Below are 20,691 nucleotides of genomic sequence, written 5' to 3'. Positions count from 1 at the left end.
CTACGACTCCGCGGCTAAACCGTATTCTCTTGCCTCTTCCAAATTCACAGTGACGAGCTTTGATGTGCCTGGTTCAGGCATCGTCACACCCAGCAAATCGGTTGCCATCGTCATTGCAACTTTATTATGTGTAATGTAAATGAATTGGACTTGATCAGAAAGCTCTTTTACTAAATTACAAAAACGACCAACGTTAGCATCGTCTAAAGGTGCATCAACTTCATCCAAAACACAGAAAGGTGCAGGATTCAAACGAAAAATAGCAAATACCAAAGCCAATGCCGTTAATGCTTTTTCACCACCAGATAACAAAGCCAATGAACTATTTTTCTTGCCGGGTGGGCGTGCCATCAACTTCACGCCAGACTGCCAGTCATCTTCAAGACTTAAACTGGCTTCACCACCATTAAAGACTTTTGGAAATAATACTTTTAATTCAGCATTAACCTGATCAAAAGTCCCCATAAATAATTTTTTAGTTTCTTGGTCAATGGTCTTCATGGCATCTTTCAATTGCCCAACCGTATTTTCCAAGTCTTGCATTTGATGGGTTAGATCTTCAAAGCGCTTAGAAACTTCTTCATATTCTGCTGAAGCGGCTAAATTGACCGCGCCTAATTTTTCAAACTGACGCTGTGCTTTCTCAAATTTTTCTTGATGTACAGGTAAATCAATCAACACGCCTTGCTTAACTTCAGCATTCATCTCTTTAAGTTGATCGGAATAATGCTGTAAATCTGATTTTGCCGATTGCCAAGCCAAACGTCGCTCTTCCAGTTTTGTACGCAATTGCTCATCATTTTGCTGATGCAAATGGCGCATTTCTGTAAGTTGTTGCTGTTTGGATTGAATATTACTCAATTCAACTTGCCACTCACTCCAAGTTTTTTGCAGTTTTTCAGTTTGTTGAGCCTGCTCAGCATATTGCGATTCTAGACTTGGTAATTCCAATTGAATTGGATCTACAAACTTCTTGGCTTGCTCCATTTGCGCAATAATTTGTTGATATTGCGTTTTAGAGAAAGATAGGTCTTTGTCTAATAATTCAATTTGCTGTTTATTTTGTTCAGCTAGACGACGTGTAGTTTCAGAATCTTGTTGTTTAAGCTGTAATTGCTGTTGCTGTTCTTCAACCTGCTCATTGAGCTCATCCAACTTGAATTGCAAGGTTTTAAACTCAGGAAGATTTTGTTCAAGCTTGAGGATGACCGAGTGCATATCGATTTCAAGATCATCTTTCTGCATTGCATCTTCTTCAAGTTGCTCATCTAATTGCTGTAATTGACTATTCAGCTGAACTTTCTGTAACTCAAATGCTTGTGAAGCACTTTGCTGCTTCGCAATTTGCAGATCAAACTGTTGTAGCTGTTTTTGCTGATGTTTTAGCGTGTCTTGCTCTGTTTGAATCTGTTTTTGTAGGTTCAGCAATTGCTGATTTAAATTTGGCAATACCGTTTCAGCTTCAATCAACTGTGGTTGTAGCTGTGCAAGTTGTGTTTCAATTTCTTCAAGGCGAATACGATGACTAAGTGCACCCTGTGCGGCTTGGCTCGACTCATCAAAGAACAGACCAATCACCCAATCTTGACCAACATGATAACCATCCAGCGTCAATATGCTTTGTCCTGCTTTTAACTGTGCTTGTACCGCTAAAGCTTGAGCGAGGTTTTCAATTACAGCGACTTGATTCCACAATGAATACTGTGGAGATTCAATCCAATCTGCTAAACATGCCAATCCATTCAATTGAATTTTATCTTGCGAGCTTGTTGCTTTAAGCTGGCGTGCCACACTTTCAGCAAAATCAGCATCTTGATCAACAATATGGGCTGACAACCATTTGGCTAAAAACTTTTCAACCAGCGGTGCATGTGCTTTGCCTTGTGCATTCAGCGTTAATACCTGCATCAATTGCACAGTATCAGCCTTGCTATTTACAGCACTTTTCGCCATTAATTGGGTGAGGTTTTTCTGTTCAGATTGCAACACTTGTACATCAGATTTTAAAGCTGAAATCTGAGTTTTTTGCTGATTAATGCTTTCCTGTAGTTGTTCAAACTGCTGCTTTGCTTGATTAATTTTTTGTTCTAATTCAACAATTACAGCTTGGATTGCTATTTTATCTTGCTCAAGTTGTTGAACATCTTCAGTTTGAAATTGACTTTGAACCTGAACAGCTTGGGTTTTTAAGGTGTCTTTCTGCTGTTCAATACGCTCTACATTTTTTGCAAGTTGTTCAATTTGCGCCTGCATTTGTGCTTTTTGCTGCTGTTGCTTTTCAACTTGAACTTTGACCTGTTCATACTGTTGTTGTGCTTGCAATTGCTGCGCTTTTAAATCGGTAAAGGACTGGCTACGTTGTTGTGTTTCAGACTCAGCATGTTGTAAATGTTCAGTCTGCTGCTCCAATTGACCGTGCAAGGTTTCCAATTGCAATTCCATCAACTGAATCTTTTCTTTGGTTTGAGCTTTTTGCTGTTCAAAATTTCCCAAAGCTTCTGAGTTCTGTTGAAATAAACTTTGTTTCTGTTCCAAAGTCATTTTCAACTCAGAGAGTTTTTTCTCAGCTTGTTGCCACTCATTTTGCAAAGGCGTGGACTGTTGAATCAAACGTTGGAACAACTCATTGGTTGAAGTCAGATCATGTTCCAAAGTACTCATGTCAGAGCGCACCAGTTTGAAGTGCTCTCCCAATTCGTTCATTTCAACCGTATATTGTTCTTGTAAACGAGAACTACGATCACACTGGAAAGATAGAATTTCAATCTTTAACGTACGAATTTCAGTTTCTAAAGTCTTATATTGAACCGCAGTTTCAGACTGGCGTTTTAAAGTTTTAAGCTGTGATTTGAGTTCTGAAGCAATATCTTCGAGACGGTCTAAGTTCTGCGTGGTATGTTCTAAGTGTTGTAGTGTTTCACGACGACGAGCCTGATAACGAGAAACTCCAGCAGCCTCTTCAAGAAAAATACGCATTTCTTCAGGTTTGGCATCAACCAAGCGGTTAATCATTCCCTGTTCGATGATTGCATAGGAACGAGGACCTAAACCTGTACCCAAGAAAATGTCAGTAATATCACGACGTCGGCACTTCGTCCCATTGAGAAAGTATTCAGATTTTCCATCACGATTCACCTGACGGCGAACAGCAAGTTCAGTATAGGCGTTATAAGCCCCACCTAATTTGCCATAGGTGTTTTCAAAGCGCAGTTCTACACTTGCCATACCTACAGGTTTACGTTTTGCCGTTCCTGTAAAAATAACATCCTGCATACTCCCACCACGGAGCTGGCGTGCACTGGATTCCCCCATCACCCAACGGATCGCGTCAATCACATTGGATTTACCACAACCATTAGGACCTACCACCGCTGTACGGTTATCTTTGAATTGTAGTGTTGTACTATCGGCAAAAGATTTGAAGCCTGAAAGTTTTAAGCTGCTTAAACGCATAATGTCCTAGTAATTACCGACGCGATCTCCGCGCCCAAGCGAGTTCGATTTGTTTCATCCGTGTCAGAGATTCCAACACCAGATTACGTAAGTGTCGACAAAAATCTTCCATAAATAAAGTAGCTTGTTGTGATTTTCGGATTAAAATTGCGTCAATCACCAACTTAAGCAATTCTAAAGCTTCTTGAAGCTCGCGTCTTGAAGTATTTAAGGTTAAAAAATAACTTCTTCGTAGGGATGGTAACAACTCTTTATAAAATTTCATCAGGTAGGGATTCCCAACCATGTCCTGTTGCCCTGATAAAAATTGAAATATGCCATCATAAAACTTTTCAGTATTGCCTTGCTTCACCTGCTCAACCAAATGATTCATCATCTGCTGAATCGCTTCAGCTTCATGATTGCGCCATGTTTCACTCATACGTTGCACGATTTGACCTAATAACAATGCGCTGGTATCGAACAATGCACGGACTTGTTGTGCTGACATTTCTGAGACAATTGCACCACGACGAGGATAAATTTCAATCAGATGGGTTCTTTCTAAAAGCAAAAGGGCTTCACGTACCGAGCCACGACTGACATCCAGTTCTTTGGCAATACGTAGTTCTTGTATTCTTTCCCCTTCAACCAACTCGCCACTAATAATTTGTTCACTAATATGTTTGGCAATCTGTTCTGAAAGGCTATCCACTTCTTCCGAATGCATATAATTCCTATCTTGGTTTATTATTCTTTACTTGGACAATGTCAATTGTCATTATTTTAGTTGTACCTGATTTAATTCAATTGAAACCATGACATTGTCCGACAATTTTAATGTATTTTAAGTCAACTCAGTGTTTAGAAAAAGTACCATTGATCGGAATCTACTTAGTAATACCTTGATAAATAAAATAAAGACCGACCACTGTAAGTAAGCATGCAAAGCATTTTTTCAACATCGCTGGAGAAAGTGCATGTGCCACCTTTGCGCCAAATTTGGCAGTGATAAAACTCATTACACTGATCCCAATAAAGGCATAGATATGCACATAACCAATTGAATTTTTAATTTCGGTTGGTTCTTGTGCACCAAAGAACATAAAACCTAGCGCACCCGCAATTGCGATCGGTAAACCACAAGCTGCTGATGTTGCAACGGCTTTTTGCATCACCACACCATTTTTATTGAGATAGGGAACGGTCAGACTTCCACCACCAATACCAAAAATTGCCGATGCAACTCCAATTCCCCCACCAGCCAGCATTTGCATAGGTGCGGTTGGTAATTGTTTAGATTCATCAACTTTGACATTGGCCCCTTTAAACATTTTAAATGCCACCCAAATCGCAAATGCACCAATAATCAGCTGTAAATGCTGACCTGATAAAATATCTGCAATGCCAGCACCAATAAATGAACCGATCACCAAACCTGGGGCTAAGTTTTTAAAAACATTCCAAAGTACTGCACCTTTTTTATGATGCGCTGTTACGGAACTAATTGAAGTTACAATAATTGTTGCAAGTGAAGTTCCCAATGCCATGTGCATAATGACCGAAGGATCATAGCCCATTTTGGTAAAGACCACATAGAGAATTGGTACAATAATTAAGCCACCGCCAACACCAAATAGTCCAGCAGCAAATCCTGCGATTGCACCAATACCTAAATATATGATTAACTCCATAAATGTTCCTTCACTCTTCTCAGATTCAACATGGATTTAGAGACTCGTCATCTTAGACAACTTCTTACACAAGCAAATGAACTCCCTGAAGTGCTGCTTTTAAAGCAGACGACAGCATCGACCAATGATGATGTGCGTGAAATTGCGCTCAGCGGCGTCAAGACAGTTTTGGTCTGTAGTGAAACTCAGACTCAAGGACGAGGTCAGCACCAACGGGAATGGGTTTCTCCAATTGGTAACATTTATTTAAGCACATTGCTTGAAACTCGAACACCCTTAGATGGGCGTTTAGCATTGGAAATTGCTTTAAATATCTTACAAATGCCAACACTTAAGAATTTACCAGCATTACAAATTAAATGGCCCAATGACTTATATAGCCCTCAAGGAAAGTGGGGCGGAATTTTGGTCGAACCCATTTCACCACATCAAGCCATTGTTGGAATCGGGATCAACTTATTTCCGATCCCCAAAGAAAATGTCACCCAACAAGCCACCTCGGTAATGCAATTAGGCCTACAATTTCCAAATCGAATCCAAATCATTGCAGAAATGTATTTGGCAATTCAACAAGCTGGACAATGGTTTGATCATGGTTGCTATAACCTCGCAGCACGATTCAATCACTATGCTGCCTTTATGGATCAGCAGGTTTATTTTGAACAAATTCAAAATTCAATTGAGGGTATTTTCAAAGGAATTTCTGATGATGGCGCACTGAATTTATTGACAGCTCAAGGCTTAGTCAATGTCTATCAAGGGCGTTTACGCTTAGCTGAAGCATAAATAACGATGTGATCCGTTGTCTAAAATGAGATGGATTGATCAGATGTATCGTGAAAAAGTGATCAGCAATTATTTAAAACAGGGCTTTTTTCGCTATACATTTCGCTATATATTGCGCAGTAATCGTATTGATCCAAAGATCATAGCAAACAGTTACTAACAGTACGGAACAACGTTCAGCAAAATGAACCGCAGGTTATTTGCCCTATTTGATTGATCAGATTAAGATGCTCTCTAAGCCGTTCAATATTTTCAAATAAAATAATTATGCAGATTGTGTTCAGTTTCAATTAGGCAAAATCATGAAAGCACTTTGGTTAGATATTGGAAATACCCGTCTAAAATATTGGATTACTGAAAATAATCAAATTATCCAACAGGCAGCAGAATTACATCTCCAATCCCCTGCGGATCTGCTACTGGGTTTAATTCAACATTTCCGTGGTTTAGGCTTAGACAAAATTGGAATCTCCTCAGTCCAAGATAAAAAGAACAACGAACGCATTGTCCAGATTTTAAAATTACTCGATATTCCGGTGACTTTTGCCAAAGTGCATGCTGAATATGCAGGATTACGTTGTGGCTATGACCATATAGAACAACTTGGGATCGATCGTTGGTTACAAGTTTTGGCTGTGGCGAAAGCTGATGATGACTTGTGTGTGATTAGCTGTGGTACAGCTTTAACAATTGATTTAACCCAAGGCTTACAACATTTAGGCGGTTATATTCTGCCTAACCTCTATTTACAACGCGATTCTTTAATTCAAAAAACCAAAGGTATTAAAATTCCAGATGCGGCTTTTTCAGAGCTGAGTCCTGGTCGGAATACCATAGATGCAGTACATCATGGCATTTTCTTAGGGCTGTTAAGCACCATTGAAAAAGTGCTTGAGCAACAACCACGCAAGCTTATTTTAACAGGTGGTGATGCCAATCTATTTGCACAATTTCTAGAGAAATATCAACCAAGAATTGAATCAGATTTATTACTTAAAGGCTTACAGTTCTATATAGATCGACAAACCGCTTAAACCTAAATACAATTTAATGGAAGATCAGCAATCTTCCATTTTTAATAAATACAACCATAAACACGATAAAAGAGCAATCATTATGAAAACGATACCCTTACTGCTTAGTGCCTGTTTAATGAGCTTCACAATGGTGGGGTGTACCAGTTTACAAACTACGCACTCATCTTCAACAACCATGGCAACAACTGAACCCGTTATTGCTTACTTTGCTCCAGATGCAAGTGAAGAAGCCTTTGAGTGCGGTTTAATCATGGATCAGGGTTATTCACTCACACCCGTAGAAAATGGATATTTCAGAAAATTATTAGGTCGTGATAAAGATGGCCGTTTCTTAGTTCAGGACTTCTATCAAAATAGTCGTAAAAAACAATCTGATCCCTTTTGGATTAAAGCCCCTCAAGGCTTAAATAGCTTTGATAGTAAATATGTCGACGGTGAAGTTGTGGGCTATTTTGAAAATGGAAAAGTCAGCTTTAAATCGACCAGCCAAGACCAGAGATTAGTTGGAAAAACTGAAACGTACTATTCAAATGGTCAACTTGGGCTACAGGAAGAATATTCAGATGATCAGCCCATCGTTCAAAAGGTATGGTATGAAGATGGCAAACCTGCAGCAGAACTAAAATTAAGCCCAAGTGAAGATTATTCGATTCTAGACAGTAAAGTTTGGGATCAACAAGGCAATTTGATTCAAGATGAGCAACGCGCTCAGGAGATTCTTGACGAGCTTTATCAAAAGCTCAATCAATAAAACCACATCACGATAAAATCGAATATGCAGCCTGAGTACCAGCTTGGGATTCAGGTTGTAATAGAACTGCTAACTTTTCCCAAAGTACAGTTAAGCTGGTATAGCCCTCTGTTGCCATAAAATGCCCTGCACCTTTCACCTCAATCATTTGTGAATTCAGCGAATAACCCAATTGAATACTGACAGGCGCTGGCACAAAAGGATCATTGTTGGAGAAAAAGATAAAGCGATTCAGAATATTCATTCTGAGCAGCGCATCATCGACCCGAGCGTGTTGTAAAAATAAGTTAAGTTCAGGTAAAACGGCTAAGTTTTTACTGAATCCCGCAACCAAAAACAAAGCAGCTAATTTTCGCCCCAATAATTCACTCGAAAGAAAATCTAGACTGGCAATACCTCCTAAGCCATGTGCCACAATGATGGTATCTTCATTGAGAGACTTAATTTGCTGCGTAATATTATGCTTCCACAGCTCATATTGGGGCTGCTCTGGATGTGCTAGATCAATCACTTCACATGCATGCCCTGTAGACAATACTTGTTGCTTTAGCCACGGATACCAATGATGTTCAGGGGAGCCTTTATAACCGTGTACGATAAATACTTTTTTCATAAATAAACTTCTTATCAATTATTGTTTAAATCATATTCAAATAATGGGCTCAGAATATCTAAACAGCCAACAAAAGTATGTTATTTTTATTTAACAAAAAAGCGCCCTAAGGCGCTTTTTATAAAAAAAATGAGACTTATTTTTTATCGTTATTACCAAACAATGGCCCCATACCGCCGCCACCGCCAAACTGTTTTTGCATTCCACCCAATGAGCGCATCATTTTTGCCATACCCGATGGATTGGCAAATTTCTTCATCATTTTCGCCATTTGTGCATGTTGTTTGATCAGTTTATTGACTTCAACCACATCCATACCACAGCCTGCTGCAATACGCTTTTTACGGCTCGGATTCATTAAGTCTGGGTTACGACGTTCTTTAATGGTCATCGATTGAATAATCGCTTCCATCTTTTTCACTTGCTTTTCAGGATTTGCTTGTGCAATCGCATCTTGAATGCCTGAATTGCTCATGCCTGGCAACTTATCCAAGAAGCCCATCATACCGCCCATTTTGTTCATCTGTTCAAATTGCATCAGCATGTCTTCAAAGTTGAAGCTCCCGCCTTTTTGCAATTTTTTCGCCATTTTTTCGGCTTTTTCTTTGTCGATTTTACGTTCAACTTCTTCGACTAAAGAAAGTACGTCACCCATACCTAAGATACGTTGTGCAACACGCTCAGGATGGAATGGCTCTAAGGCATCGAGTTTTTCACCCATACCTAAGAATTTAATTGGCTTACCAGTAATCGCACGTACCGAAAGCGCCGCACCACCACGTGCATCACCATCGGTTTTGGTGAGGATAACACCCGTTAATGGTAATGCATCATTAAAGGCTTTAGCGGTATTTGCCGCATCCTGACCTGTCATTGCATCAACGACAAATAGGGTTTCTATTGGGCCAATTGCAGCGTGTAATGCTTTAATTTCGTCCATCATGTCATCATCGACATGCAAACGACCTGCCGTATCGACAATCAAAACATCGTTAAAGTTAATTTTGGCTTGACCAATTGCACGTTGTGCAATTTTAATCGGATCTTCAGAAGCGTCCGATTCAATAAAATCAACACCCACTTCAGCAGCAACTGTTTGAAGTTGCTTGATCGCAGCTGGACGGTAAACATCGGCAGAAACCATCGCCACTTTTTTCTTTTGACGCTCTTTTAAGAAACGTCCAAGTTTTGCCGCTGTCGTGGTTTTACCAGCACCTTGTAAACCTGCGAGAAGAATCACAACAGGTGGTTTTGCAGCTAAATCTAGGCTTTCGTTTGCCTCACCCATCATTTTGGTGAGTTCGTCATACACAATTTTAACGAAAGCTTGACCTGGTGAAAGCTGAGTCATGACTTCTTGACCCAATGCTTCTTCCTTAACTTTCGCAATAAACTCACGAGTTACAGGCAAAGCAACATCGGCTTCAAGAAGTGCCATACGCACTTCACGTAAGGTATCTTTAATATTATCTTCGGTTAGCTGCCCAGAGCCAGTAACATTTCTGAGACTCTGCGTGAGTCGTTCTGTTAAGGTATCAAACATTGCAAAATCCGCTTAAAATAGCTAGTAGCAAAAAAATCTTTCTTAAAATAGAAAATTTATGCTCAAGATGCTATAGGATACTGTAGTTCACATGGAATTTATATCTTATAACATGAATATTCATCATCCTGAAAAAGGTTTGACATGATTAGCCTACCCTTGGTTTATACGATTTTAGCATTAATTGCCTATACCTCTTCATTTTGGTATTTGTTCATGCACTTAATGGCTAAACGTTCCGCAAACCCTTGGTTTATTGGCATCATGTCAGGTTTAGGGCTGATATTACATGCAAGTGTACTGCATAACGACATACTTACACCACTAGGGATTAATTACGATGTCTTTAACTTGATGTCTTTTACCTCTGCGTTAATGTTGGTTCTAAGTATGCTTTATAGTACCTATCGTCCTGTTCTTTCACTAAATTTGATTGGAATTCCTGTTGCCGCCTTTGGTTTGATTCTCGGTTTTTGTTTTAGTAAACCAGATCAATTTATTGAACAGCATTCTATCGGTTTAGACATCCATATCATTCTGTCTTTATCTGCTTATGCCGTTTTACTCATGGCAACCATACAAGCCGTTTTGATTTGGTTTCAAAACCGCGAACTCAAAAAGAAACAAAAAAAACGTATTTGGGTCAACTTCTTACCGTCATATCAAGCCATGGAATCCTTACTTTTTGATATGCTCATTACTGGTTTTGTTCTATTAACTGTCGCCCTATGTTTTGGTTTCTTTACCATTGATGACTTCTTTGCACAGCACCTAGCACATAAGACCGTGTTTAGTATTGTGTCTTGGTTTGTTTACGGTGCGTTGTTAATTGGTCACTATAAGTTTGGCTGGCGTGGTCAAAAAGCCATTCGCTTTACCATGATTGGATTCTTTTTATTGGCGGTTGGCTTTATTGGCTCTAAATTTGTTTTGGAAATGATTTTGCATCGGTGATAAAAAATCAGTTATTAAACGACTAGTACATATTACGAATTAAGATAAAACTATGGAAATCAGCTCTTTTTTTGACTATCTAAAAAATCTAGAAGAAGAAAGGGTCATCAATGATTTCCATATTATTCAACATTCAAACTCTTCATTTCTTTTTCCTCAAGTTATTATAAAAGTAAATTTAGTTTATTGGTTATTTCATACAAATGCTGACACGGATGAAATTGAAGTTCAAATACTGCCAGAATTTATTATCCATAAAAATGATACCATTAAGCATAATTTTACCTTTCATTTAAATAATTTTGCGATCGGAACTGTATATGCAATAGTGAATGAAAGAGGATATACTGATGGGGTGAAATTTTCTATTTACGACCATAAATCACTAAAAAATAATAATTTTTATGGTGTTTTAACATTGTTTTCTTTATCGGGTATAAAATATCGATTTGAACATAATGCAATAGATCAATGTTTTTTAGGTTAGCTAGGCATTATTGCTTTAATTTTTATAGACAACCCTTTCAAAAAAAAGTATAACGCACCTGTTTTTAACTCTTAGGTAAAATCACATTGAAACTTATACTCGCCCCAATGGAAGGCTTAACCGACCCTATCATGCGTGACGTTCTCACACATGTCGGTAGCTTTGACTGGTGCGTGACTGAGTTTATCCGTGTAACGGATTCGGTCTTACCTGACCATGTTTACCATAGCTATTGTCCAGAATTAAACAATCAAGGCAAGACAGCTGCTGGCACACCAGTACATGTACAATTTTTAGGAAATAATCCTGAAATGCTCGCGGCCAATGCGGTACGCGCTGCTGAGTTAGGCGCTCCAGCAATCGATATGAATTTTGGTTGCCCTGCTAAAACAGTAAACCGTCATAGAGGTGGTTCAGTACTTCTCGATGAGCCTGAAGTTGTACATGAGTTGGTCAAGGCTGTACGTGATGCAGTACCCAAACACATCCCTGTATCTGCAAAAATGCGTTTAGGTTATATGGATCGAAATTTTACCCTTGAAAATGCGCATGCCATTGAAGATGCTGGCGCAGCTTGGGTCACTGTCCATGCTCGGACCAAAGCTGATGGGTACACCCCTCCAGCATTTTGGGATCAGCTACAGCCGATTCGTGAAGCACTCAAGATCAATGTGATTGCCAATGGTGAAATCTGGACCAATGCTGATGCGAAGCAATGCCAACTTGAATCAGGCTGCCAAGATTTGATGATTGGTCGTGGTGCTGTGACTACACCAGATCTCACACAATGTATTCGTAAAAATACGGATGAACCACTTATCACTTGGTCTGAACTATTAAATTTACAAATTCGTTTTTTAAATGGCCCATATAAAAAAGAGCTGAACATGGTCGGCCGTTATAAACAATGGATTGGGATGATGTCTAAGCATTACCCCGAAGCCAAAGCCTTATGGGATGAAATCAAACGGTTAAAAAAAATTGATGAAGTGCTGGAGAAATTGAATCCTGCACATTTTTAAATTGCTTCATCAATCTCTAAAATTGCTTTAATTTCTTCAGGTTGAAATTCTTTTGATAATTCAGAAGTTGGATTCAATACCAATGTTGCCCCCTGAGTCATTTCAAAAAACTGCCGTGTATTTAAAGTGATATATTGGGCATCGACTCCAATATCATTTTGAATGGTTTCTAGCTCTATGAAGAATGGTATTGCTTGATCACCTTCTGGTGTTTCTAAAATACGGAATTGAATTTTTTTATGCTGATCTTGTGTTCCCAAACAATAAATATCCGATGCTAAAAGTAGATCGATAAAATCAGGGATCAATTCGTAATTTTCTTGGGTGTTGATAAAGAGTTGTTGTAAATTTTGCATGTTGTTGATTGTCTATTTTTGGTGCCATTAATATAGCTTATTCACAGTAGATATGGAATTGACCTGAGTGCTAAATTGGATATCCTAAAGCTTCGAATTTTAAATTATCAAGATTTAAGTTATTGAATTTAGATTATTATAAAAGCTTTAATCTCGTTTAGGAAACTATATTCATAAAGCATCTACTGCTGAGGGGATACGAAATCACCATCACTATTAGTTTTTCTATAATCACCACAGGATGCCGGAAAAGGGACTAAGCAAAAAAATCCAAACAAAGAATTTCACAAATTGCATTTTTGAGGAATTCCTTTGCTTTGGTAAATATTGAAATAAGTATTATTCTTTGTGAGTTCAGTATTTAATTCTAACCAATAATCCTTAACATTTGCTCTCGTCGTCACTAAAAATTCACAATACTCATTCACATTATTTTTTATATTTAAAATATGTTGCTTCATGAGTGAAACATACACCTCTTTTGCTTTCCTCTCATCAATCACATTTAAAGCAGAAATAAAACTTGTGGGAACAATCGGATCTGTATTCATTTTTTTAAATCTTTTCCCATTGTATTCAATACTTAACCCTAGACGAATACTTTTGAGTTGATTAAATTTAGAGTTCGTTGCATAAATCTCAGAAAAGAAATCAGGTGTTTGACTGTTATTATTAAAAAAATAAATTTTCTTGGTCGTCAAGCCATAGGATAGCACTTCATAGCGTTTACTATTCGAGACTGTATCCCTATTGATATAACCTTTTTTTTCAAGGTTCTTTATTATTTCATCTAAATCTACAGGCATTGCTTTTAAATTAAGCTGGTTTACTGGTGCAAATCTGGAGTAATTTATTTCAGAAGATAACGCTGATATTTCTTTATCTTCAAAATTAAAAATTCGATTTTCTACATTCGCTCCAAAACTATAGGATGTCATAGAAAAACATATCAGAAATACGCTTTTAAGTTTAATAATATAATGATTTTTCATAATTTTTATCTGTCATTTTTGGTATAGTATACAGTATAAGCACAGCTATTGACTTGACCCTTCTCTGCAAACCATTCTGGTCAGATTCCAAGATAGCTTAAACAGAAAACTAATATATTGATGTTTCATATTTTTTATCCGTTTTCTTTGTAAAATAAATAAAAAAATTCAAACTATTATATTTCCTATTTTTAATTTTTTTTCCATCAGCTTCCAAAACAATGTGCATATCATTTACATTCCATTCTTCCACTTCAGGCTCATTTGAATTACTACATTTTAGTTTTTTTATAAAAGTACTAACTTTACTATTCAAATCTTCCCCACCCACTTTATCACCACTTACCACATAAATCTGATCTTTAACCATAGATACAATTTTTTCTTCTAATTGCTCACTATAAGGAACATAGTTATCACTACTAAAAAATATATGATTACCTTTTAAATTACTATTAGCTGAAAGACGGGAAATGTAATCAAAATTCTTCTTCACATTATTATTAATAGTACCATCACTAAAACCTTTTTCAGGAGAAATACTATCTATAACTTTCAATACTAAACAATAACTATTTAACTCAAAATATCTTTTAATAATTTCATTTTGATCATAATTTAAATAAATTTTATTATTTTCAACAAATGATGATATATCTCTAGCTACTCGAACATCATAGCCATTTTCATTTTTTATATTTTCACTATTATTTAAACTACAACTATCCTCAGTTGAATCAAATGAGCAAGCTGATAGATGCATTAAAGCCATAACAAAAATGAAATATTTCATAACAACACTATCTCTTAGCATATAAAAATATTTACTATCAACATCTTATTTAATAACACCATTACTCTTATAAATATAAAAGGTAGTATAATTATTTGTTTGATCAGTATTAAATTCAAACCAAAAACCTGAAACTTTAATTCTATTTGTGACTAAAAATTCTCCATACTTATGTACTCTATTCTCAATATCTGTTATGTGCTCATGCAATAGTTTTTCGTAAACATCCATTAAATATTTTTCATTCAATCCTAAAATATTTGTAAAGATCATTGGAACTTCTGGATCCAAATTAATTTTCTTATATCTTCCAGTAACTTCATCATAATCATGACCTAAATAGATTACTATTTTACGTTGAGACTTAAGATTCTCTCCAGTTGAATATATTGTAGATGAGATTTCAGGTAGTTCGTCACCACGACCAAAAAAGAAGATCTTATTTATACCATATGAATTTGGTTCAATTTCATAACGTTTCTTACTCAAGGGAGCATTTTCCTTATGCTCAATGTATCCTGATTTTAAAATTTCATTTTTAATTCTATAAAAATCAATAGAAATAGCTTCCAATTTAAGCTGATTCACAGGGGCATTTTTACTAAAATCCACTTCTGGGGCTATTAGAGGTTCACTATTATTTTTAAAAATATAATAATTTGTATGATCTTCAATACTACTACCAAAACTATAGGACGTTATAAAAAAGCATATCAAAATTATTATTTTAAGTTTAATAATATAATGATTTTTCATAATTTTTATCTGTCATTTTTGTATAGTATACAGTATAAGCAAAACTATTGACTTGGCCTTTCCCTACAAACCATTCAGGTTCAGATTCCAAGATAATATGTACACCATTAAAATTCTTTTCAGTAATAACCTTTCCGTACTGATCTCCACCTTGACATCGTCCTTTAGTTAAAAAATTTTCTATGAAGTTATCAAGACTACTTTTATCTAAAGCTGCTGAATTTATTAAGAAAATTTGATCAGAAATTGATTGATAGATATTTTTATGGATATTTTCATCAAATGGAACGAAATTATCACTAGCATAATAATTTGTATTTGGACCTTGTCCTGTAGTTCGTACTTCTAATGTAGACATATGATGATAATTATCTTCAAAATTTTCATTGTGAACTATTCCATTATCAAAACCTTGAGTAGCTGATAATCGATCTATAACTTTTAACTTCAAATAAGTTGAATTCATTTCCTTATATTTGCTATATATTTTTTTAAAATTATAGTCCAAATACAAATCATGATTAACAACAAATAAATTAATATCTCTCGATATGTCCTTTAAGTCACTTTGAGTATCGCTTTTTTTAGTTTTTTTATTTATCTGACATAGATGATCTAATGGCTCATTAGGAGCACATGCAAATAGAAAAAAAGAATATATAAAAATAGTTAAAATTTTCCTCATAACTCATTAAGCCTTATCAAAGGTATAAAATTTTTATATAATTTTCAATATTATAGATATAAAAACTAATATATTGATGTTTCATATTTTTTATCCGTTTTCTTTGTAAAATAAACTGTAAAAAAAAGACTTGTTAGTTTTTCATTTTTATTTCCTGATGCTTCTAAAATAATATGAATATCATTTACATTCCACTCTAGCACTTCTTCTTGTGACGAAGTGCTGCACTCGAGCCTTTTAATAAAAAGATTAATATTTTTATCTAAATCTTTATAATCTACTTTATTTCCATTGATCACATAAATTTGATCACCCAACATTTTAGCAATAGTATTGAAAATTTTATCATCGTAAGGTACATAATTCGTACTTTTAAAAAATATGTAATTTGTCTTAAAGTTTATATGTGTATCTAGATTAGACATATAATGCTTATTTTCTTCAACATTATTACCGACAGTACCATCTGCAAACCCTATTTCAGCAGGAAGTTTATCTAAAACCTTTAAAACCATGTAATTGCTATTTAATTTTTTATATCTGTTAATTATTTCTTTTTGAGCATAATTTAAAAAAATTCTATTTTCATCTACAAAGTTAGAAATATTTTTTCCAACTCTAACATCATAACTATTTTCAACATCTGAATTTTCACTATTTTTTATATTACAATTATCCTTATTTGAATCAAATGAACACGCAGACATACTCAAAATTGCTACAAATAAAACCAATAATTTCATAATATCTTTATCCTTTATAATCCAAACTTCTATCTTTTCTCATTTTTAACCATTGATCTCTAAATAATGCTATTTGGTTACCTTTATAGGAGGAGTCTTGTGATTTCTTTTCACCTGTAAATTCATAATCCATAAAATTATCCGTAAACCCTTGATGAAAACAATATGGTATATCTTTCCCATTTTGGAATACATGGGATAATCCAAAGCTATGAACTATTTCATGAACTACAGTCTCTAATTCAGTTGCTCCATGATGATAAATAACAACTGAGTTCCCCCAAACTTTTTCTCCATTAGACCCAGCTTCAGGAGCATAAATTGCACTCCCTTTCCTATTGTAGGCTTGACCATTTCTTGTATAAGAGCATTGTGTATTTGTAAAAAAAACATATGTAACATCATTTGAATCTGAATTTATTAAGCCATTAACTTTTGCATATTTTTGAAATAAAAAGATTAAGTCATGTTTAAAATCATTATCATGTATATTACTAATTATACTATTACCTAAGCTGTTTTTAGGTTGATTTACATAATATTTATTATAAAACTCTTCTAAATCCCAAGTCTTATTTCTATCTAACATATCTTTTATGTTGAATATTGTATCCCTTACGATTTTAGGCCTAATTAATGCTTGATTAAAAGATTGGTATTTCAAGCTATATTCAAGCCCAGTCTTTTTAGGTCTCAGTACTTTATTTTGGTTAAAGCTAACATCGACAAAACAAATTTTTGCTAATGGCACTTTATCATTTGGAAATATATACAACTGCCCAACAACCTCTATCGCTGTACTTTTTTTTGCTTTAACTGTAACTAAAGCTCCCTTTGTTGTTGCGCCATCACAAATTATTCGGATTGAGCCTTGGTTATCATAATACGACCTTTTATTATTAACTAAATCAACGCTCTGTCGGCTCTTTAAAAAATTTGAAAGTGGTAACTCCAAACGATTACTTTTTTCATTACCAGTTGATGTAGATATTTTTATACATTTTTCATTTGTTTCAAATATTATTTTTGTACCATCATCTTGTAAAGGAATCTCATCATCTCCAGCAACTTGATGAATTTCTAAATCGAGCAATGCTCCATTTTTATTAATTGATGTACTTGCATTTTTATCTTTCACATTTGTGGCAAATATTGCCAAGTATGCTGGTATATATTCCTTTCCCCATGGTGCTATTTTCACCATATTCTCTGTGTATATTTTTTTTAATTTTTGAATCGCTTTATTACTGTCATCAACTAATACAATTTTTCTATTTTCATCAATCTTTTGTATTGGATAAATATATTCATCTCTTAGCCAATCAAAACCGAATTCACCGTTATATCTCTTTGTTGCTCGTCCAAGATTATAAGGTCTCCGAAAATGAACCGTAAACTTCCTTAAACACGTTGCACATGAAGCACCCGCTGCAGGACTTGCACCACCAACACCCATCTTAAACCTCCAAATTAATCAAATTTTTTATAAAAACGTTATGATGAAATTCTTTTCCCAATACATACTCTTTATATGATTGGATATCATTGGAATAATTTTCTTGAAGTGAACCCAATAAATCTTTTTGTTTTAAAAACTCTATTTTTTCTGGATAAATAATTGAAAGATTTTCTTGAAGATTGGAATGACTAAAACTCTGATTTAACTGCTCAATTGCTTTAAAAACAAATTTAAAATCATGCCCTAAAACCACACTTTTATAGCTTTCCAAAAGTGTATAAAAAGCATCCACATAAGATACTTGCTCCGCAATATTGTAATGCTGCATTTCATTTTGGAGCCAAAGATATTGCGGATCATTTGCATAATCTATTCCCAAATAAACATGGCTCTTCACCATATATTTGAGTGTATAAATTTGATTGATGCCTTTTTCAATATATAGATTGATCAGGCTTTGGACAGGTTCTAATAGCTGATCAAATTGCCCATTCAGTTTAAGGGCTGAGTTTTCTTTTATAATTTCATAGACAAGGTCATATAAAAATTCTTTATTTTGCTCAACATCTAATTCATATAATTTTTCTTGGCTGAGTATGAGCATTATGCATTCTCCAATACCATTAATTGATTAGAATCTACATCCTGATAATTTCGAATTGAAATGACCCATTTTGTAATACCCTCAAAAAACTCATCTTCTTGTTGATCTGTCAGTATTTTATGAATTTTTTTAACATTTCTTGGATCAAACCATCTAAATAATTTTTGTGTACCATCAGGAAATTCTACTGTGAGATAGCGTTTCATCTTTTTAACAAACTGAGTCAAATCCAATGAACTGCATACCAGATTTAAAGCCTGTTCATCTTTCCATGTTTGATGAATAAAGCTAAACCCTTCTTCTTCGAGCACCTCTAAATCATTGATTAAGACAAGTACAGGGGCAACTTCAAAAGGTGCATTGCCCTCCGTTGTACCTGAAAATAATGAATAAAACTCGAGCCTTGCGTCATTTCGCCATGTATTGATAAAGTGCAAAGTTTGATCTGAAACTTGCGCCGCATCCAAGATTAAATACATGTTCAAATCATGTTGATCATCTTCGATACAGCTTTTTATATTTTTAAATGGAACAATTTTTCTTTTCATTTTATTTATCAACAAATGCCATTCCAAACTTTGCTGCATCCAACAAACAAGGCTTACAGATATTTTCATAGAATGATGGAAGTGAATAATCGACTTTTGCTCCACCAATAAAACTATGTTGCCCTGCCTTCACTTCGAACTTAGCAGCCGTGGTCACAAATACACCTGAACCATTAATTTTTAATTGAGAGCCACCAGAGGTGATAATAATTTCTTTGAGACTCTTGAGCTCAATCATCTCTTCAGTCGAAATGATTTGAATACCTTTACGTGCAATCAAATCCGCACCATCACCTTGTGCTTGGATCTCAACCTTACCTTTCCCAGCAAAAAGTCTTGCACCTTCTTGTGCCGCAAAAAGACTGATCTTTGATTGTGCATGTGCAACTAAATTCTTTTGCGTACTCAGGTTGATACTGTCACCTGCGGTATAACTGATTTGTTTATCCGCAGAAAGATGTAAGTCTTCATTGCTTGCCAATGCGATTGAATTCGGTGCAGCTAAAATCATCAAAGCTTGTTTAAATGCATCCGCTTTGTCTTTTTCACCTTTTTCGATTTGATCAAGAAATTGCTTGAGATTTTCCAATACATCCAGTGGATCAGTTTGCTGATTCTTGGCAATTTCACTTAGGGCCTTGGAATTATTTAGACTACTTTCTAACTGACTTTTCGCGGCTGTTGCATCAAGATGATTACCTGAAGCTGAGTCTTGAGCATAGGTACTCAGCAATAGACCTTGCCCAGCTCGTAACGCTCCCCATTGGTCTGTTCTTAGTTCAAAGCCTTCGCCTCGTCCTTCACTGGTATCAGTTTCTTTAGGATGACTCAGATTACCTAGGTTAAGTTGACTCGCACCGTGACTACTTTGTAGCTGGCTGCTAATTTGCTCTGTGGTATCGTCAAATCTAAGCTGGCCATAGCCACTGCCTTTAACTTCTCGACTTTTGATCCCTGCTAATTTTTTGGTATCAGGCAATTGGCCTTTGTCATCAAATTTAGTTGGACTTCGTTGCGCTTCATGGATCCGCCCCACCACAAATGGTCGGTCAATATTGCCATCAAAGAAATCTATCACGACAATCTCACCGATCCTCGGCAAGAACCGCGCACCATAGCCTTCACCTGCCCACGGGGTCAGTACATCCACCCAAGCGGAATCAGTGTCGTTGTCATTGCTCCCTGCACCACCATCATGACTGTGATCTTCATTGCGAGTAAACAGGAAGCGAACTTTAATACGTCCCCATTCATCCACATGGATTTCTTCTCCACTTGGCCCAACCACTTTGGCTCGTTGTGGATGGGTACTTGGACGGTGTTGTAGTGGATGATATTCAGGAACAGTGGTGATATTACGGCGTTGTAACACCAATTGATTGGCTTGGCGCTCTAGGTTATTTGAATCTGCTTTATTTTCGTTTACCCAATTGCTT

Annotated in this window: 21 protein-coding genes; 6 read left to right on the top strand and 15 right to left on the bottom strand. The window is 35.8% G+C overall.

Annotated elements, in window-relative coordinates; all coding sequences use genetic code 11:
* From smc to FY049_RS19335, 3 genes are all read right to left on the bottom strand, one after another.
* A complete protein-coding gene (gene smc, locus FY049_RS19345) occupies positions 1 to 3,453 on the bottom strand; it encodes a chromosome segregation protein SMC (protein WP_446084187.1) in 3,453 nt (1,150 codons plus the stop codon).
* 13 nt (positions 3,454 to 3,466) lie between these two features.
* Entirely contained in the window at positions 3,467 to 4,162 is a 696-nt protein-coding gene (locus tag FY049_RS19340; RefSeq protein WP_004724049.1) for a GntR family transcriptional regulator, read from the bottom strand.
* Between the two features lie 160 nt (positions 4,163 to 4,322).
* Positions 4,323 to 5,126, bottom strand: a complete 804-nt coding sequence (locus FY049_RS19335; protein ID WP_004724050.1) for a sulfite exporter TauE/SafE family protein — start codon at positions 5,124 to 5,126, stop codon at positions 4,323 to 4,325.
* Between the two features lie 30 nt (positions 5,127 to 5,156).
* Here FY049_RS19335 and FY049_RS19330 point away from each other — a divergent pair, with 30 nt between their 5' ends.
* From FY049_RS19330 to FY049_RS19320, 3 genes are all read left to right on the top strand, one after another.
* Positions 5,157 to 5,912: a biotin--[acetyl-CoA-carboxylase] ligase gene (locus FY049_RS19330; RefSeq protein ID WP_004817811.1), complete on the top strand. Its 756-nt coding sequence runs from the start codon at positions 5,157 to 5,159 to the stop codon at positions 5,910 to 5,912.
* A 302-nt stretch (positions 5,913 to 6,214) separates the two neighbouring features.
* A complete protein-coding gene (locus FY049_RS19325; RefSeq protein WP_004724053.1) occupies positions 6,215 to 6,946 on the top strand; it encodes a type III pantothenate kinase in 732 nt (243 codons plus the stop codon).
* Positions 6,947 to 7,028: 82 nt separating this feature from the next.
* Positions 7,029 to 7,700 (top strand): toxin-antitoxin system YwqK family antitoxin, encoded by a 672-nt coding sequence (locus FY049_RS19320; protein WP_446084186.1) that lies wholly within the window; start codon positions 7,029 to 7,031, stop codon positions 7,698 to 7,700.
* Between the two features lie 7 nt (positions 7,701 to 7,707).
* Here the strand turns inward: FY049_RS19320 and FY049_RS19315 are convergent, their stop codons facing one another.
* Together FY049_RS19315 and ffh are read right to left on the bottom strand one after the other, a co-directional pair.
* Positions 7,708 to 8,313, bottom strand: a complete 606-nt coding sequence (locus FY049_RS19315; protein WP_224964272.1) for an RBBP9/YdeN family alpha/beta hydrolase — start codon at positions 8,311 to 8,313, stop codon at positions 7,708 to 7,710.
* Between the two features lie 136 nt (positions 8,314 to 8,449).
* Complete coding sequence (gene ffh / locus FY049_RS19310) at positions 8,450 to 9,856, bottom strand: signal recognition particle protein (RefSeq protein ID WP_446084185.1); 1,407 nt, start codon at positions 9,854 to 9,856, stop codon at positions 8,450 to 8,452.
* A gap of 144 nt (positions 9,857 to 10,000) precedes the next feature.
* On the opposite strand from ffh, the gene FY049_RS19305 reads away from it, so the two are divergent.
* From FY049_RS19305 to FY049_RS19295, 3 genes are all read left to right on the top strand, one after another.
* Entirely contained in the window at positions 10,001 to 10,810 is an 810-nt protein-coding gene (locus FY049_RS19305; protein WP_004724062.1) for a cytochrome C assembly family protein, read from the top strand.
* 52 nt (positions 10,811 to 10,862) lie between these two features.
* Positions 10,863 to 11,297 (top strand): DUF6334 family protein, encoded by a 435-nt coding sequence (locus FY049_RS19300; RefSeq protein ID WP_234624258.1) that lies wholly within the window; start codon positions 10,863 to 10,865, stop codon positions 11,295 to 11,297.
* Between the two features lie 86 nt (positions 11,298 to 11,383).
* The gene (locus tag FY049_RS19295; protein ID WP_178283385.1) at positions 11,384 to 12,319 is read left to right on the top strand and encodes a tRNA dihydrouridine synthase; all 936 of its coding nucleotides are present in this window, start codon (positions 11,384 to 11,386) and stop codon (positions 12,317 to 12,319) included.
* Here FY049_RS19295 and FY049_RS19290 read toward each other — a convergent pair.
* The 10 genes from FY049_RS19290 to FY049_RS19245 all read right to left on the bottom strand — a co-directional run.
* Positions 12,316 to 12,675 (bottom strand): SseB family protein, encoded by a 360-nt coding sequence (locus FY049_RS19290; RefSeq protein ID WP_224964275.1) that lies wholly within the window; start codon positions 12,673 to 12,675, stop codon positions 12,316 to 12,318. The two genes, FY049_RS19295 and FY049_RS19290, sit on opposite strands and share 4 nt — an antisense overlap.
* Before the next feature lie 284 nt (positions 12,676 to 12,959).
* Positions 12,960 to 13,667, bottom strand: coding sequence for a hypothetical protein (locus FY049_RS19285; protein ID WP_419306363.1), 708 nt, complete (start codon positions 13,665 to 13,667; stop codon positions 12,960 to 12,962).
* Positions 13,668 to 13,776: 109 nt separating this feature from the next.
* Positions 13,777 to 14,460 carry a hypothetical protein gene (locus tag FY049_RS19280; protein ID WP_446084184.1) on the bottom strand — a complete coding sequence of 228 codons (684 nt, stop codon included), beginning with the start codon at positions 14,458 to 14,460 and terminating at the stop codon, positions 13,777 to 13,779.
* Between the two features lie 45 nt (positions 14,461 to 14,505).
* Positions 14,506 to 15,216, bottom strand: a complete 711-nt coding sequence (locus FY049_RS19275; protein ID WP_446084183.1) for a hypothetical protein — start codon at positions 15,214 to 15,216, stop codon at positions 14,506 to 14,508.
* Positions 15,194 to 15,901, bottom strand: coding sequence for a hypothetical protein (locus FY049_RS19270; protein WP_446084182.1), 708 nt, complete (start codon positions 15,899 to 15,901; stop codon positions 15,194 to 15,196). The genes FY049_RS19275 and FY049_RS19270 overlap by 23 nt, the downstream gene beginning before the upstream one ends.
* 65 nt (positions 15,902 to 15,966) lie before the next feature.
* Entirely contained in the window at positions 15,967 to 16,644 is a 678-nt protein-coding gene (locus FY049_RS19265) for a hypothetical protein (RefSeq protein ID WP_446084181.1), read from the bottom strand.
* 7 nt (positions 16,645 to 16,651) lie between these two features.
* Positions 16,652 to 18,100 (bottom strand): M12 family metallo-peptidase, encoded by a 1,449-nt coding sequence (locus FY049_RS19260; protein WP_446084180.1) that lies wholly within the window; start codon positions 18,098 to 18,100, stop codon positions 16,652 to 16,654.
* Between the two features lies 1 nt (position 18,101).
* Positions 18,102 to 18,707: a hypothetical protein gene (locus FY049_RS19255; RefSeq protein WP_446084179.1), complete on the bottom strand. Its 606-nt coding sequence runs from the start codon at positions 18,705 to 18,707 to the stop codon at positions 18,102 to 18,104.
* Positions 18,707 to 19,255: a DUF4123 domain-containing protein gene (locus FY049_RS19250; protein ID WP_171527291.1), complete on the bottom strand. Its 549-nt coding sequence runs from the start codon at positions 19,253 to 19,255 to the stop codon at positions 18,707 to 18,709. The genes FY049_RS19255 and FY049_RS19250 overlap by 1 nt, the downstream gene beginning before the upstream one ends.
* A 1-nt stretch (position 19,256) precedes the next feature.
* On the bottom strand, positions 19,257 to 20,691 hold a 1,435-nt coding region (locus FY049_RS19245; protein WP_446084178.1), incomplete at its 5' end, for a DUF2345 domain-containing protein.

This window comes from Acinetobacter sp. 1125_18A (assembly GCF_052824985.1).
This window is presented reverse-complemented; position numbering and strand designations above follow the sequence as displayed.